The organism is Caballeronia sp. M23-90, from assembly GCF_053574605.1.
Window position 1 is genome coordinate 1 of the sequence record NZ_JBSIPA010000110.1, and the last position, 16123, is coordinate 16123.

The 16123-nt window shown below is 55.9% G+C and carries 14 protein-coding genes and 1 pseudogene; 8 read left to right on the plus strand and 7 right to left on the minus strand.

Annotated elements, in window-relative coordinates; genetic code table 11:
* Together ACRXB1_RS13625 and ACRXB1_RS13630 are read left to right on the plus strand one after the other, a co-directional pair.
* The coding region (locus ACRXB1_RS13625) for a transposase (protein ID WP_449492282.1) at positions 1-211 on the plus strand (211 nt) is incomplete at its 5' end.
* A gap of 905 nt (positions 212-1116) precedes the next feature.
* Positions 1117-2085 carry a PD-(D/E)XK nuclease family protein gene (locus ACRXB1_RS13630; protein ID WP_449492283.1) on the plus strand — a complete coding sequence of 323 codons (969 nt, stop codon included), beginning with the start codon at positions 1117-1119 and terminating at the stop codon, positions 2083-2085.
* 336 nt (positions 2086-2421) lie between these two features.
* Here ACRXB1_RS13630 and mobF read toward each other — a convergent pair whose 3' ends face one another.
* From mobF to ACRXB1_RS13645, 3 genes are read right to left on the minus strand one after another with little or no spacing between them, the layout of a single operon-like run.
* Positions 2422-5301 carry a MobF family relaxase gene (gene mobF / locus ACRXB1_RS13635; protein WP_449492284.1) on the minus strand — a complete coding sequence of 960 codons (2880 nt, stop codon included), beginning with the start codon at positions 5299-5301 and terminating at the stop codon, positions 2422-2424.
* On the minus strand, positions 5301-6851 hold the full coding sequence (locus ACRXB1_RS13640; protein ID WP_449492285.1) for a type IV secretion system DNA-binding domain-containing protein: 1551 nt from the start codon (positions 6849-6851) through the stop codon (positions 5301-5303). Before ACRXB1_RS13640 ends, mobF begins: the two co-directional genes overlap by 1 nt.
* An 8-nt stretch (positions 6852-6859) precedes the next feature.
* Positions 6860-7192 carry a hypothetical protein gene (locus ACRXB1_RS13645; protein ID WP_449492286.1) on the minus strand — a complete coding sequence of 111 codons (333 nt, stop codon included), beginning with the start codon at positions 7190-7192 and terminating at the stop codon, positions 6860-6862.
* Positions 7193-7652: 460 nt separating this feature from the next.
* On the opposite strand from ACRXB1_RS13645, the gene ACRXB1_RS13650 reads away from it, so the two are divergent.
* Genes ACRXB1_RS13650 through ACRXB1_RS13660 form a run of 3 tightly spaced genes read left to right on the plus strand, consistent with a single transcriptional unit; the run spans position 7653 to position 9176 of the window.
* Entirely contained in the window at positions 7653-8081 is a 429-nt protein-coding gene (locus ACRXB1_RS13650; RefSeq protein WP_449492287.1) for a hypothetical protein, read from the plus strand.
* Between the two features lie 7 nt (positions 8082-8088).
* Positions 8089-8793 (plus strand): StbB family protein, encoded by a 705-nt coding sequence (gene stbB, locus ACRXB1_RS13655; protein WP_449492288.1) that lies wholly within the window; start codon positions 8089-8091, stop codon positions 8791-8793.
* A 2-nt stretch (positions 8794-8795) separates the two neighbouring features.
* Positions 8796-9176, plus strand: a complete 381-nt coding sequence (locus ACRXB1_RS13660) for a hypothetical protein (protein ID WP_449492289.1) — start codon at positions 8796-8798, stop codon at positions 9174-9176.
* A 116-nt stretch (positions 9177-9292) separates the two neighbouring features.
* Here ACRXB1_RS13660 and ACRXB1_RS13665 read toward each other — a convergent pair whose 3' ends face one another.
* Together ACRXB1_RS13665 and ACRXB1_RS13670 are read right to left on the minus strand one after the other, a co-directional pair.
* Positions 9293-11368 (minus strand): ParB/RepB/Spo0J family partition protein, encoded by a 2076-nt coding sequence (locus ACRXB1_RS13665; protein ID WP_449492290.1) that lies wholly within the window; start codon positions 11366-11368, stop codon positions 9293-9295.
* Between the two features lie 141 nt (positions 11369-11509).
* Positions 11510-12118, minus strand: a complete 609-nt coding sequence (locus ACRXB1_RS13670) for an LPD29 domain-containing protein (RefSeq protein WP_449492291.1) — start codon at positions 12116-12118, stop codon at positions 11510-11512.
* A 689-nt stretch (positions 12119-12807) separates the two neighbouring features.
* Here ACRXB1_RS13670 and imuA point away from each other — a divergent pair.
* Positions 12808-13518 carry a translesion DNA synthesis-associated protein ImuA gene (imuA, locus tag ACRXB1_RS13675; protein ID WP_449492292.1) on the plus strand — a complete coding sequence of 237 codons (711 nt, stop codon included), beginning with the start codon at positions 12808-12810 and terminating at the stop codon, positions 13516-13518.
* 20 nt (positions 13519-13538) lie between these two features.
* Positions 13539-13868, plus strand: coding sequence for a hypothetical protein (locus ACRXB1_RS13680; protein ID WP_449492293.1), 330 nt, complete (start codon positions 13539-13541; stop codon positions 13866-13868).
* A 139-nt stretch (positions 13869-14007) separates the two neighbouring features.
* On the opposite strand, the pseudogene ACRXB1_RS13685 reads toward ACRXB1_RS13680, so the two are convergent.
* Positions 14008-14124, minus strand: a pseudogene (locus ACRXB1_RS13685) (H-NS family nucleoid-associated regulatory protein); the annotation flags it as partial.
* Between the two features lie 375 nt (positions 14125-14499).
* Here ACRXB1_RS13685 and ACRXB1_RS13690 point away from each other — a divergent pair.
* Positions 14500-14901 (plus strand): hypothetical protein, encoded by a 402-nt coding sequence (locus ACRXB1_RS13690; RefSeq protein WP_449492294.1) that lies wholly within the window; start codon positions 14500-14502, stop codon positions 14899-14901.
* A 64-nt stretch (positions 14902-14965) separates the two neighbouring features.
* Here ACRXB1_RS13690 and ACRXB1_RS13695 read toward each other — a convergent pair whose 3' ends face one another.
* A complete protein-coding gene (locus tag ACRXB1_RS13695; RefSeq protein WP_449492295.1) occupies positions 14966-15934 on the minus strand; it encodes an SOS response-associated peptidase family protein in 969 nt (322 codons plus the stop codon).
* Positions 15935-16123: the final 189 nt, after the last annotated feature.

Consider the following 16123-nt stretch of genomic DNA (forward strand, 5'->3'; position numbering starts at 1 on the left):
AGGTTCAGCAATTGACGAGCGAACTACACGCTGGCCGGGTTACGCGATAAGCCAGCAAAAACGTAAGCGCATTGAGCAGGTATTCGGATGGGGCAAGACAGTTGGACGAATTCGCCAGGTCATGTATTGGGGACTTGAACGCGTAGACCAGCTCTTTTTGCTGACGCAGGTCGGCTACAACTTGACGCGTATGCGCACACTTGCGGGCTGAGGGGCAATAAGCAATGGCGTAACACTGATATCGTGAACCCGCGAGCAACGTGGAATGCCTGCAAACGTCTTCCGCGTTTCAAAAGTGCGACCCCCAGCATCCGTCGTAATGCACCCGAACGCATCAACGCCTGATATTTCAGCAGCCTGTTAAAAAGCTCACAGTTTGTATAAGCCAGAGAGAATCCATTGCATAGTCAAGCAGCAATCCAAGTAGGAACGAAGGCTTGAGCAGGAAGCCTCGCCAGCTTGGGCCAAGTTCCGTGTGCGAGCACGCCGTTACGCTAGCCTCGTAGTGACTGCGCATGCCGGAGCGTGCGCACGCCTCGCGTTCTGCCTCTTCTCGAATTGTCCGCCGCACCACGGTTTGATTGATCCGATTCGAGCGGCCTTCTTCCCCAGCTGAAGCGTTTCGGTGTCGACAGAAATCAGGCGTTGCTGGGGCATCAAAGGTTACAGGCAAAGTCGGTCGACGACTCGTTCATTGACCGCTTCATATCGAAAAGAGTCGCTCGAGCACGGGGATTTAAAGGTCGTCTTTCGCGTCGACTCCTGCCCGACGCGGACCGATTGATGGCAGCCCACTGTGCAATGTCAACGTAGGACCAAGTCTGGCCAATTTCCGCTATTCGCGTAGGCCGGTGCCTCGCCAATCGAACGTCAGGTCGGCGCCGCGGATCCAACGGTTGGCTATTTCCACAATTTTGACAACATTGCGGCATGATACAAAAACACTGCGCTTAACGGACCAGACGTGTCTTGTTAATCGCGGTTCACCTTCGGATCCAGACGTCGTTATTGCAACTGGTCAAAAAACTGAATGGGTCCGCAGGGGGCAAAGCCACACGCCTATTCAAGCACGCAAACAGACAGCTATGACACATCCTACGAGAGGAAAATTTTTAGATGAACATCTTCTACGCTTTGTCAGAAGGCCGGGGACGGTTGACTGAGACTAATCTCAGTGCGTTCTTGGCCTTCCTTTTGACGCCACAAGCCGCACATGGTTTTGGGGACGTTTTTTTACGCACCTTCCTCGCTGAAATAGCAATGGCGTGCGGCGACGAAAAGCGGTTTCAATCGGTCTTAGACAAACGTTCAATCACGGCCCAGGTTGGGTTGGAAGTTCGGTATGAAGGTCCTACACCACGAACTGTCGATATCGATTTGCAACTATTTGACGGCGCGGCTGCGCAAACGAAGCTGCACCACCTCATCGTAGAAAACAAGATTCGGGCGGAATCGGCGCAAGCTGCGCAACTACGGGAGCAATTCGACTGTGTCCGGCAAACGCTCCGCGAGGAGCAGCAGACGCCTATCACCGCCGTCTTTCTGACACCGCCTGGTGAAGCACGCGTGATGACGTCGGAATATGGCAGCTTGCAGCTTGACCCGGAGAGCGAACATAAAAAAGCGTGGCTCAGATGGCGTCAGAACTTGAATGAGGCCAACGTCTCGTCACGCACGATCGTGGATTTGATACGGGATCTGCTTCGAAAGGAGGCGTCCGCTGAGATTGAGCCGATCAGCGATTACACTCGCCATACACTAAAGGCCTTCGTCCAGTTCTTGGAACGCGTTATCCAACCAACGTCGATCGCGCGCTCTCAAAGCGCAAGCGACGCTGACGTTGTGCTTGCGCAAAAAGAAGTGGACCTTGAAGGCCGCCGCTATCTAATCGTCCGGTATGCATCCGACGCGATCAAGCTGTTCGATAACGAGACGGATCAGGAACTGGCTGCGCATCCGTTGTTGCGCAAGATCAACGCGACATACGGCCTGAACGTGCCGCTCGAGCGTGGTCCTGGCAAACCGATCAATACTCGTCAATTGGGCCGGAAAGTGCTCGACGCGCTGGGTCAGTCTGCAATCTAGGCGTCGCGAGATCTATGACTACGATGAGGCGGCATCGGTAATAAGGCACAGCGCGGCCGGCGCAATATCTGAAATACTACCCGCTTTATCGAAAATTAATTTTTAGGGGATAGTCCGCAATGTCGCGTCAACACGCTCACGCTGTACCGAATGACCGTTCCACCTCAGAACCAGCCGTGATCGCGGTCACGACTTGAACAACCGATCGGGTCGAACAGAGACGGTCGTGAATAGTGCCGAAACGCAGGCAGCTTTTCTACACCACATAGTTCAGCTCTTCATCTTCGTGCCACAGTTGTCGTCATCGCTAATGCTCAACGTCCACCATACCCAACCCTAATTGCCGTAGCCCGTCTCATGGTCACCGTACTCTTTCTGTCGGGCTCTTTCTTGTTGCGTCCGATGCTTTGGTGGGTGCCCCGAGCCGTGGCGTTGAAGCTGACTCAACTCGAGTGCAGCGGTCTTGCTACTTTCCCTACTGACCGCTTCGCCAAGCTTCTTTCCATCATCCGTAAAGATTAATGCCTCATGACGAGCGCGGGATACGGCGACGTAATAGACGTCTTGGGCCGTTGTGCGCGACTTCGTTTCCAGATTAATCAGCACGGTGTCGCACGTGAGCCCCTGCGCGCTGTGCACCGTGGATGCATACGCGAGACCTACAAACATGGGCATGCGCGCGTCGATTGTCACTTCGCGACCGTTTCCTTCGAGGCTAATCTCGCCGTCACGGATATGCTTGACCGTGAAACGGTCGCCGTTTGCCAAGTCTTTTTCTGCGTCGTTGCGTGTGATCTTGATTTGGTCACCGGCGGCGATCTCGGTCTGCTCAACGCTATAAACCGACAACTGTGTCGTGCGCGCCGGGGAAAACTGAAGGACCTCGCCTTCGCTGTCGTGCACGGTCAGGCGATTGCCCGGACCGGTGTCGAGCACGGTATATTGCTCGCCTCGCTTTAGCCCGCAGTGATAATCACGTTCGGGAATGATGATCGCGCCCTTCTCGTAATACTTGCTGTGCCGGCGTTCGGCCTGCGTGGTGTCCAGCCGGTTCAACAATGGATAGTCCTGCCCGGTCCCCGATAAGCCCAACGCTTCTTGGATGCCGTGATTGATTTTCTTACGGCTGTCGTTGGTGCCAGTGATGACGAGGGTTTGCGCCCTCTCATTGCGATCAAGGCCGGCGTACGCAGCGACGATTGATCGGTATCGCTCCGAAGCCTCCCGAATCTCAGAGATCGCCGAGACGTGGGCGAGTGATTCACGGGATTGTCCGACAGCCGCGAGCTCGACCGCCTTCAACAATTCCGGATCCTTCTGCCGCTGGATGACCGTCATACGAGTAGTCTGCATTCCCGCTTTCATCAATTGGTCAAAGGGCTTACCCGCCTCGATGGCCTTGGTCTGCGCAGTGTCGCCCAGGAACACGACGCGCGCACCGGCTTCCTGAATCGCCTTCATCGTCTCGTGCATCTGCCGTGCGGGGATGACGCCCGACTCGTCGACAAAGACAATCGTGTCGCCATCGATTTTTTTGTCCTTCGCTCTGAGAAACGACTGCAGTGTGCGCGCGTCCAGCCCCTCAGCCTCGAGCGCCTTCTTCTGACTACCGTACGGAGCCAGCGTCGTCACGCGATAGCCGTGCGCTTCCATCAGGTCCTTCGCAGCTTTTGTGATGAAGCTCTTGCCAGTGCCGGCGAATCCGGGGACCGCCATGTATTGATTGCGCGACTCGGCAATCCGCGATACAGCACCGCTTTGCTCGGCGTTCAATGTCGTGCCCGACAAAAAGGCCGCAATAGCTTCCTTGCTGATACGCGGTACAACCGTCCCGCGGCTTTCACGCTCGATCGCGAGAATGTCGCGCTCGCGGCGCTGAGCAATGTGCGTCGTGAACCGCTCGTCGCCTGGTTTCAAGCGGCCCTGCTTGATTCCTTTCGCTACCAACCCAACCGCGTCATCGCGTGTCTTGCCTGCGCGAACCAGCGAATTGACCCACTCGACTCGGCTCATTGCCGGCGTCGCAGAATTGGGTCGCGTCTCTTTACCAGGGTTCATGGAGGTGTAAAGGGCTTCCTCCTTGATCAAATGACCGCCCTCGCTTGCTCGATCAATCGCTGCACGCACGTCCTCAGAGGATAGTATTCCGTATCCATGCCTCAAGGACACGTCCATGAGCTCCTTGGCCGTGATGATCGACTGCCGCTCCGTGAGGCTTTTGATCCCGAATTTGACGATTTGATCCGCGTGGTGAGCAAGCGGCTTCTCCAACTGGGGGGCCTTGATCGACGACTCCTGACCGAAGGTACGATTGCCGGCACCGGCCCATTCGCGGCTAACGTAGTCGATACCCAGCGCGTCAGATCGCTCCTTCCAAATCTCTCGGACGGCCTCGCGATCAATCGCGCCTTTGCGCTGACGCGTCGCCATCGCGGCGTGGTTCTTTTCAGCCTGCGTCGCACTTGCCCGGTCCAGGCCCTTCAGCGCCAGTGCGGCCTCGATCTGCCTACTGCGCGCGCTGAATTCGCTAATCTGATGCTCAGAAAAATGCGCAAGATCAAACGTGCCGTTGCGGTCATAGCGCAACACAAATCCGGCAAGCTCCAGTTCTTTGGCCAACGCCGCCTTGTAGACATTGCCCAGATGATTCAGTGAGTGGATCACCCCGTCGTTGGTCAACGCGCGCCATTGCCCGTTTGCGCGCTGGGTCATGTTCAGCACAAAGGCGTGCGTGTGGAGGTCCGGATCGAGCTCGCGCGAGGTTTCATGCCGGAATTTTGCGACGACCAGATTCTTGGTCTGCTCGACCGACGTTTTCTTGTTCACGGTGCTGCGCGCCATTGCAAGGAGTTCAGCTTCCTCGATTGCCGCGGCCACGGCCCTGTCGTGCGCGGCGATGATTCGTTGATCGCCGTGCACCAGCGCCTGCAGTGATACGCCTTTCGGCGCCGAAAAAGTCAGGTCGTAGCCCAAACGCTCTTTCAGACGTTTACTGCCGACGCTGCGTTTGATGCGCGTCGCGCTGTCGATGCGCCCGTCCAGCAGCTCCCGAAAGCGCTCTTGCACGACTGCACCCTCCAGACCGAGCGCAGCCGCGCCACGACCCTGCCATTGCATGGCGCTGCCGTCCTTTGCGTAGTAGTCGTCCGCGCTGTCGGCGTAGTAAGAGACGACCTTCCCGGCGGACTGACGCGTAATCGTGGTGATGTTCAGCATTACGCCCCCAGAATTTCACCGTCCGGCGTCAGAATGCCGGGGATCGAGCGCGAACGCTGGTAGTTGACGTGCTCGATCTCGAACTTCGCGATAGGCAGGTCGCCGGGAAATGCAAGATAACCCTGCAGGTCCGGCAGACGCATCAGCTCCGAGGGCATCACTACGCGCTCTGGCTTGATCTCCTCGTTCTCGCTGCTAGTGCCCATCTGACCGAAGCGCCGGCTGCTGCCGGAGCGCTTGCGCATCACCTCATGCTGACCCAAGGCGCGCGACATCTTTTCAGCCGTCACCTCACCCATGCGACCAATGCCCATCGCCACCACGGTGCGATGGTTCGCCAGCATTGTCTCGGCCATCTGTTCGCCATAGACCTTCACTAATTGCGAATACGTCTGATAGCCGGACACGACGCACAAGCCCTTCTTTCGGCCTTTGGTCAGCGCATCGCCCAAAGTCGGTAATTTCGCAAGTGATTCCAGTTCATCGAGGTAAGTCCAGACGCGCCGTTTGTCGTCCGCCTTCATGCCCAGCACGCTGCTGAAGACGGAGTCCACCCAACATGAAATCAGCGAACGCAAAGCTGAGCGCATATTTTCATCCCACGTGATAAATAAATTGCCGCCATTCGGATCTGCCAACCAGTCGCGCAGTGAGAATGCCCCCTCCGGCATTTTTAAATGCGGCGGGATTTTGTTACTCAAAACGAAACGGGCGCTTCCGGATGCGCGCGCGTTGCCCGTAAATAGCGCCTGCGCATTTGTCCCTTCCACAAAGGCCTCAAGCTCTTCCATCGTCCGGCCGTTCGTCCATGAAAATACTTCGCGCATTGAGGGGTTTCGACTCGTGTTATAGACCTTGCGCGCCACTTCCGAAAATAACAAACGCCCATAATCATTCCATTCTTCCGAATCCGCACTGTCCGATTGTTGAACAATTGATCGTGCGTAACGTTCGAAGTCATAGTCCTCGCGAATTTCGTTAAAGAAACTCCAGCCTTCCGTTCGGGAATCATAGGGGTTTAATATTTTGTCGCCAGTCTTATAAAACGTCGACAGAAACTCGCCGTCTGGATCAAGAATCACCATGCGATCTTCGCGTTCTAGGCATCCAACCATCATCTCTTTAAGAATTGTCGATTTTCCGACACCAGTTGATCCCCCAAGCGAAACGTGGGTTCGTTCGGCCTTTACTGGCATCGGAACGCCAGCAATTGTTATTTGGCGAATATTCGTTTCACGCGTCCTTTTAGCAAGCGCCGCGGCAGTAACTAACTCTGTACCACGATAAAACTTCAAAAACTGAGCGCCCGCAAACGTTTGCTTGGTTAGCCGAAAACCGACAATTAAGCCGCCGATAGCCAAAGCAAGGCCGCCGATTAATGCCGACCACAGAGGCCACAAATGCGGCGTCTCGCGAATAAGATGACCTAAGGTGGTTCGTACTGTCTGCGGCGTGAAGCCATAAACAAGTTTTGCGACAATCAACCAGACTGCGATTGGCGCCGCAACAAGCGTGGCCAGCGTAATCTGCGCTTTTTGTTTGTCTTCCATCTCGCCCCCTAGGACTTATCCGCCTCGGGATGCCAGAGCTGCACGCCTAGTCGGTTGAGCTCGGCGTGCACCGAGCGTTTGCTGTCGGGTTTTACGGTGAACCGCAGAAGCATCAGCACTTCCGCCAGTATATTTTCAATGTCGGGATTCGTGTGATCAAATCCTGTAACGGGCTCCCGCGTCTGACCACTTTGCGCTGGCGACAACCTCTCGAGAATCTGATCGAGCGTGCCCTGTGTATCGAACAACACGCTCTTGACGTAATCGGAGACATTACCGTCCGAGCGCGCTTCAAGCTCAAGCTTTTGGGCGTCGGTCACGCGGAAGCTGATGGTGGGCAATTTTGCCTCGCTATGTCGTACACGTGTCTTACACCATACGCTCGTCCGATGGACGTTTCAATTGATTTGTAGGACACGGGTTTTACACTAATTTTCATCATTTTTCGAAAATTCTTATTTATCAATAACTTACCAATGCTTTGCATTGCGTATGGTGTATGGCCGATTTAAGGGCAAGCCACCCATGATTTTTGTTAAGGGCGGAGGCATAAAAACACCAAAAACCGGGTCGGAATAGCGTCCGGATACTCTCTCACGCACTGCGTGAGAGCAACTGCCGCTGATTTCCAGCTAGCCCATAAAGGAAGACGTAAAGAGGACAACTAGAGGACACACAGGAGACATTTTGAGGACAAATACAATCTTGAATGTATGAAGAAAGACGTCTAAAGTACAAAAGAAGGGCACTAATCTGACAAACAGATAGCTTGCGAAACTAACTCCGGATACCTCTATATCGATGCCCCTCTCGGCTCTCAAACCACACAGCAATTCGGCCATCATCCGGAAAATGCTCAAGGAGATTGAGGCTGCGTTCTCAGCGGGGGCTTCACGGAAAGACGTGTGGAGTACGCTGCGCCATGAAGAGGGCTTGTCGTGCAATTTTGGAAGCTTTGCAAAAGCGCTGTTGAGGGCGCGACAGCGGAACCAAGCGACACTTTCCGTCCCCCTTCCAGAGCAAGCAGGTACAAGTGCTTTTAAGGACCCGTTAGCAAGTCGCCCGGGCCGTAAGGGTGATGAATTTAACGAACAAAAGGGTTCGGACGAATCAGGAACAAACAATAAAACTGAAGTCGCGGCGAGACCAGACCGCATCAAAACCGAGAAGGATTTTAGGGACATTCGCGAAAGCACAGATTTCACTGGCCTAGACACAAAATACGAGTGAGGACGATATGAAAATCGCCGTGTTGAATTACAGCGGCAGCGTTGGTAAGACTGTCACTGCACATCACCTGTTAAAACCCCGTATGCCGAATGCCGCATTTTACGCGGTCGAAACCATCAATCAATCCGCGAGCGATTTGGGAGCGGCGGAGGTCGAGCAATTACGAGGCAAGGATTTCGGCGCCCTACTGGAATCTCTGATCTTGGAAGATGATGCGATCATCGATATCGGCGCGTCCAATATCGAAGTCTTTATGCAAGCGATGTCGCGCTATGCCGGCTCCGCCGCCGAATTCGACCTGTATGTTATTCCAGTCACGTCTGAACAGAAGGCGTGGCAGGAAAGTCTTAAGACCGTTGAAGCTCTGCTAGGTATCGGTGTTGCCAGTGAAAGAATCAGACTGTTACCCAATCGCATCCAAAATGACCCGACCGAAGAAATACCGGCAATCTTCAATTACGTTAAGAAGATGAAGAAAGGCTGGGTCAATCCGAACGCTTTCCTATTCGAGAGCGAGATTTACGAGTATCTAGCGGCTAAAAAAATCGGGTTTGACACGTTGATTGACGACAGCGCCGATTATCGGACCTTGGCAAAGACGGAAACAGACCCGGATAAGCGCCGCGAGTATGCACGCATGTATCGCTGGACGCAGTTGGCCATTCCCGTGAGAAATAACCTCGATGAGGCCTATGCGGCGCTGGTGGAGTGACGATGGACAAGCCGCCCACAAAAGAAGAGCTGATATTCGACTGGTTCTTGGGAGAAGCGAAGGAGATTTCACAGTCGCTCGAAAAGAGTCAGGCCGAGTCGATTGCTACTGCTGAGCGGCTTGAATCCGCTAAAGCCGATCTGTCCAAGACGCTGAACGCAGCCACTCACGAATTGGTCGCGGCCCATCATGAACTGCGTCGCCACATGGCGGTAGTTCAGGCCGATCAAGGAAAGCTTATTGTGGGCATCCCGAACGCGGTCCGCAAAGCGGCGACCATTGGGCAACGACACATGATGGTGGTCGCCACTTTGTGCGCGGGTATCGGTGGATTTGTAGGAGCGGCGGCGGCGCTGCTGGGGGCCTATCTGTTGCGCCGATGAAGCAACGCAGTGGGCGAGCGGCGATCCATCATAAGCTTAGGACAAGGCATGTTGCACGTGAAAAACCACTTAGGCGCAGCCTAAGTGGTCCGTGGATCACTTCTGCTTCGCGGGACCTAATCCGCGATATCCTCTAGCGACGTTGTGTCGTCAAGATCATCGTCATCGGGTGAGTCGCCGTCGTGGTCGTTACATGGGTCGGCCTTCCATGCATTCGGTACTTCCCTATTGGTGAGGACTTCCGGGAGCCAACCGGTCGATGCAAGCCGGAGTTCGGCAGCTTCGGCAGCCGCATCTTTTTTCATCGCGCCGAGCGGCGCGGCAGCATCAGGTGACACGGCGGTCGCGACAACATCCGCGATACGCGATTTCGAGACGTGGTTTAGGTAGCCCTCCCGCGTAGGCGTCCAGTATTTCGCCATATCGAGGTTGAGGATACCGCTGAGGGCATTGACAGGGTGTGCACTATCAGTCGCGCTTACGCTGTCGAGCGTCGCTGCTACACAAAACGCAAACAGATTCGCCATCACGTCATCGTTCTGCATCAACAGCCACAGTAAAAGGCCGCCGATGTTTGCTGGCAGCATCGCCGACCACTTGGCGCGCTCCGCTTCAATTTCCTTCCACGCGATGCTTGCAGCCATGTCATCGGCTTCGCGAAGCAGCTTGTCATGCGAGCAAGTCACCTGCACCTCCAGCGTGCGTTCGCCGTAAATGTACCCGTAACGATCCGAGAAAATCGTTGGAATCATCCGGTGCATCAGAATGGCAAGGGCGACGCTTGGGTTTGCGGCAAGCTCGGCCTGAACAGCGGCGGTCCGGTGCGCTGTGAGGCGACGGCACAGCTTTTCGCTGTGCAACAGCTTTTCCTTCTTCTCGGGCGCGAAATCAACGGCATCCGTTCCCGCGTCACGTGCCGCAGCCACTTTATCCTCCGGTCTTACGTAGCCCCGCTCGACGACTACTTCTCCCGTGTGATTTAAAAATACGAATGCACCCCCGCTCGCCAGTTGCTCTGGCCTCCACGTCTCAAGACGTTCGACGTATTGATCACATGCTTCACTGGCTGCGGTCGCGGCCTCATCAAGCGCATCGCGCTTGTCGTCATCCTCCTTGATCGACTCGTCGTGGTAGTAGGCATCAAGCGACTTTATTGCCTTGTCGCGAGCCTTTTTAAGCTTGGCAAACTCGCTAGCTTCTTTCTTGGTCATGTCACGGGAGTGCGACGACAGCCGTCCATACGCGCTCAGTTCGTTGTAATCCCGCTTGATGCGAGTTTCGACCCACTTCCATCCTTCCTCGCTGACAGTTTGGGCAATCGCGACGAGTCTTTCGGTCGCGAGGCGTTGAAGCAAGCCTGCGTCCGCGATGTATCCTGCATTGTCCGAGTCGCTGAAAAGGTCACGACGCACGAAACCGCCAGCGGCTTCATACGCGTCAAGCGTGACGAACGCGACAAGTGGATTGTTGCGCACGTCGATTTCTTCGCTAGTGATCGCGGCGCGCAACTGATGCGGATCGCGCAACCATGATTGCGCGGCGTCGAACCACAAGCGCTCCTGCAAGCCGTGGTCGTCCGTGAGCGCGAGCGCGATCACTTGGTCGGTCGTCATGCCATCATCACGGTACACGTCTAAGAGCTTGGGCGACACGTTTGCGATTTTGAGTCGGCGTTGCACCGTTAGAACTGGCACCGAAAAGAGAGCCGCGATGTAGTCTGCACTCTTTCCCTCTTCGATAAGCAGTCGGAATGCCATGGCCTGATCCGCCCCATGCATCGAGTCTCGGGAAAAATTCTCGATCAAAGAGGTCGCAACTGCTTCGGCCTCGGTGACGACCTTGACCGGGATGGGTTCATCCGCGCCAATCGTCCCCCGCTCGGCCATCAATTGAAGCGCGGCCAGTCGGCGCTGACCGGCACACACACACAATTTCGGTTTTTTGCCGCGCGCGCCCTTCATCGGGTGCGCAACCAGATTTTGCAGTAGACCTTTCGCAGCGATGCTATCTGCGAGACCGTCAATTCCTGTCGCCACTTTCCGGCGGACGTTGTGCGGTGACGGGCTCAGGCGCGATAGGGCAACCTGTTCGATTTTCGTATCGCCGCCAAAGGTAGTTTCCAGCAGCGATCCAGATACTTCAATAGATGCGACATCATCGGTCACTTCGATTTCAAAAATACGATCTTCCATTTTTCAGACTCCTGAAATAGGCCAGAACAAGATAAAAACGAGGTGCCCGAGCCACACTCGGAGCGTTTTCTGGCCGGTTAAAAAAGAGGTGGAAAAGAACCGAGCGGCATTTGATAACAACCGCTCTGCTATAGCTGCTGGTTAGTCGGCGTCAACACTGACTGCAGAAAAGCCAGCGCCACACTGGCGGCTGTAGCCGTCATCGTGCGTAACGAATTTCTTCGCGGCCGTGGCACTTGCGTTCACTTTGAGACGGTCTGTATGCTTGTCGAGCGCAGCATGAATCATGGTTTGAACGCTGCTCGAGCCATCCCAGTGAACTCCCTGAAGCTGCACGCGGTAAAGCTCGCCCGAGCGGAACTGTTCAACGGTTGGCTTGCTCACCCGGCTTTCTTTGAAGTTGCCCGCATAGCGACGCGAGAGGTAATCAATTGCTCGCTGGATCGCGGCGTCACTGTAGTGGCGGCTGGTCGTGATGTAGTCCGCGCCGAAGTGCACTTGCTGGCCGTCCATCATGTGATGAATCGAGCCTTGATAATCGATCGAGCCGTCGAAGTAAGCGGCCTTGAATCCACGCGTGATTGATTCAACCTGCGCGGGGTTCGGACCATCTGTCCAGCTAACGCTGATCGATGCACCTCCGCTGTAAGCGCTGCTGCGCACTGAAAACTTCGCTCCCGAAAAAGCTTCTTTCAGCGATTGACGAATCAACTTTGCGGTTTCAGCACAGGTGAAATACTTGGTGGTCATGATGTGGTGTCCTAAGGTATGTGCTGACAATCATTCGGGTGTCACGCTGACGTTCCACCACTGCTGACCGTCGTGTTCCACGCGAATCCGCGAACCGGTCATGACGACCTCTCGCAAGTCGCCTTTCACATATGCCCTTGGGTGAGCCTCGGGAGGTGCGGAGGGAACGTCCGCTGGTTAGTGGGGTTGTTTGTGTGGGTGGTCGTTGCGCTCATAAATCCCTCCTTTGTCTGCCGTTCAGTTTCATCTGCTCTTCGGAGCCGCCTCGGCGCATGATTTGCACGGGGCGGATTCGGTGCAAGGGCGCGCCCGGAAGCCGCAGCGAAGCACAGCCGCAGGCGAGCATCGAACGGGTGAGGACGCGGCGAAGCGAACCCTTGTGCCGAATCCGGCTCGTGCTATGCGTCGATTAAGGGGCGGCTCTGATGGGCAGCTGAAATGCGCTTTGAACGGCAGACAGAGGATGGAGCGCGACAATGCGCTTCCCACACAAGCAACCCCACGCGCGGGAGCCATCAGGCTCTCGCGCTCTCTGGCGCGACGCGCCACTGTTCAAGGGTGGGTGAGCGGAAAGCGATTGGTTTGTAACTGGGTCGGTCCCCCGTCAGCCTAATTTTCGCGTTTTCAAATTCCGCGTTCTGGCATCCGCGATCCGGTGTACGATACTGTATGGATATACAGTGCTCGCTATGAACGCCCTACCGAAAGACATCGAATCGCTACACCCAAGTCTTTGGCGAGGGACGCAATTGGCGCGTGCCCATGGGCGGACCGTAGACACGGGTTACGCAGCGCTATCAGCCGAGCTGCCTGGCGGCGGCTGGCCGTTGGGAACCATGACCGAGCTGCTTTTACAGCAGCCGGGCATCGGCGAAATGCGCCTGCTGGGTCCTGCCATGGCGGCGGTATCGGATAAGCGCTCGATTGCACTGATCGCCCCGCAGCAGGTCCCCAATGCGCACGGTTACGCCTTTATGGGCATTGATCCAGGCAAGCTGATGTGGCTGAAGGCAGTTAAATCATCCGATGCGCTGTGGAGCGCGGAGCAGATCCTGAGAGCAGGCAGCTGCGGTGCACTCGTGCTCTGGCAGCAACATATTCGCGCCGAGTCGCTCAGGCGCCTGCTGCTGGCGGCGCAGAGCTCCGAGATGCTGTTTGTTGTCATGCGGCCGCTGGCGCGTGCCCAGGACTCGTCGCCTGCGTCACTTAGGCTTGCGGTTCGGGCCGTCGCTGAAGGCGTCGCCGTCGAACTGATCAAGCGCAAAGGTCCCGCTGCGCCGGCGCCGATTATGGTCAAACTCTCTCCGTCGCCCAACTTGATCAGCGAGCATCGTCGCGTCCAGCGGCGCACGGTCGAGCTGCCCGCGCCCGCGGTCGAGCACGCCGCGATCACCGAATAGTTCGTACCGAGATCGATGCGATGCCCAAAACCCTCCCTGAGTTCGCACCACTAAGCCCAAAGGAACTCCGTTCGCTCTGGAAAAAATACCGAGGCAACGAAGATATCGAGCGGCTCGTGTTGGAAGTTCAGTTCAGCCGGGGTGTAATCAACGAAGTCGACGACTACTTCAAGATCATTCATCGCACATGGCGGCAGGAAAATCTGGGTGAATTGATCGCGCTCGAAAAATTGCGGGTTGTGTTGGTCAAGCAGCACCTGCGCCAGACCGTCCTCGCCGAGATCAAGCCGGCGCCCAAGGGAACGAAGCCATCTGAGCCACCCGAGCCCGAACCTGCATTGGTCGACTGACGGGGGCCCATGACGCACATCGAGGCGGGTTCGATAAATGTTGGAACTACAACGACTTATGGGCTTTCAAGTGATGTTGTCCACAACGCTGTCCACAAATTGTGTGGACAACTTCGTGGGCTCGGTATCGTGGCGAGGATCAGTCAGTAATAGCAAACTTGTCGCGATCCTGGCCCGCGATCCAGCGAGGGGGCTTGCCGCGACCGCTCCAGGTCGCGCCTGATGCTGGATCCCGATATTTCGCAGCGACAGGCGCCGATTGCTTCCGCGGGCCGCGGCTACTGCGTGGCTCGAGGTCTTCGGGCTTGACTTCGTATAGGGCCATCTGCTCGCGAATCCATTCGATCGCGTCACCGCGCTCGGCGTTTCTCAGTTCTTCAATCTGCTTTTCCAGTGCTTCACGTTGCGCAAGCAGTGCGCGGTAGCCAGTGTTCGTCATGTGGGTCGTGTTTTCTTCTATGATTAGTGATGTGAGTTCGACCGATCATGGCTCCAGCCGTTCCAAAAACGAAGATATGGCAAAGCAGTTACGTGCGCCGCTCTGTGCCGATTGTACGTTGACCAGGCCGTGTGACGGCGAAGCGCAATCGACCCTTGGACGATTCGACATTAGGTCAGGACAAAAATTAAAATGAGCACGCAACTAAGCAATCGGTGCAGGACATCCCTATACCGTGTGATATTCGGTAAGCCCAACAGTAACGACGAACGCATCGTCTTCCTGATGGCCGGCAGCCGAGAAGCCGCGTCCAAGCGGGCGACATCGGTACTTGCGGCGCTCTTTGACATCGAGCCGCTCGAAGTCTATCTGTACAACCTCGCGTCCTTCGTCGACCTGGTCGATTCGGGCGCGAGCGACGACGAAGACCTTCGTATTTTCGAACTGGGTTGGAAGGGACCAATGGTCAGTGTATGGGCTGAACACCCCCTGTTCCTCACCGACGATTCATCGGTCCTTGGCAAGTGGGCCGAACTCTACGCGGACCTCGCCAGCGCGACGGCAGTGGAAGCAATCAGACGCGCTCGTTCTTGAACTTATCCCGCAGCCACGCTGCTTGTTGCCTCACTCGCCGAACGTGTTCGCGACTGTCCTCGGCTCAAGCTGCGAGGCGATACTCGTAATACGGCTGATGACGATCATCGAGAATGGCGTATTGAGCTGCCAGGTTAGCCGGGTCCGGATTGAGCCAGGCGTTAATGTTTTCGGGCTTGATCGGAACGATACAGCGGTCGTGTCCAGCGAGCGCGATTTCCGCTGGGGGATCGTCGGTGACGGCAGCAAACGACAACAGGTCCAGTTCACCCTTGCCTGTCCACCTCGACCACAGGCACGCGATCAACATGTTTTGCGGCGGGTTCGGCTTGAACTCGAGCACGAGGTTTTCTTCTTTCTCGCCTTCAGCCAACTCACGGGCCTCGACGCGGTGACGCGGTACGTTTTCATAAAATGCGCTCACCAGCATTACGCCGTGGGTGTATCCGAAGAGCCCTTTCCAGAACCCTTCTAGGTTGTCTCGTCTCGCGTTGTACGTTCCAGGATATTTTGTGTCGTAGAACGCCGGCTTGCCGGCGGGTCGACATTGATAACGCATCGGCTTGACCACAAGCTGACCATTTTCGACAACCATCACCGGCGCGTATTGCCCGGGAAAGATCCGTGAGTCACGGTCCTTCAGTTCGGTGCGGTTGAAGTCTTCCAGCTTGCCGCGGATCCAAGCGATCTTATCGGTCGCAATCCGCTGGCTTTCGGTCGCCGCTTTTGTGGTCTTTGTCAGCAGCGTACGCTCGGCATCGGCCAGCCGCGTGCGCTGTTTGAACAGGTCCTCTTCAAGCTTCGCCGTTTGGCCGGCCGAAAACTCGACGATCGCTTCTTTGATGCGCGCCTCTGCATCGTTTTTCGGCAGCAAAAATGGTGCTTCCATAGCCTTCGGAATTTTCGATTTTCTGCCGCTGCGACGGTCCCAAAACAATCGAAAGAATTCATCGATATCGATGTCCGCGCCATAGACGTGCACGTATTTGCGATAGTCCGCCGTGATCTGAGCCGAGTAATGGAATGAACGCATCCCACCCGTGAACGTAGCACGATGGAAACTGGACCTCACGGGCCTACTGCGTCAATGTGGCAGGTGCAAAATGCAAGTATTTCCCAGCGCCAGGAGAATCCGAAATGAATGCTACGCCAGTTGGAGTTGATCTTGCAAAGAGTGTCTTTCAAGTGCACTACATCGACCAGGAAACTGGCGAGATTGTGA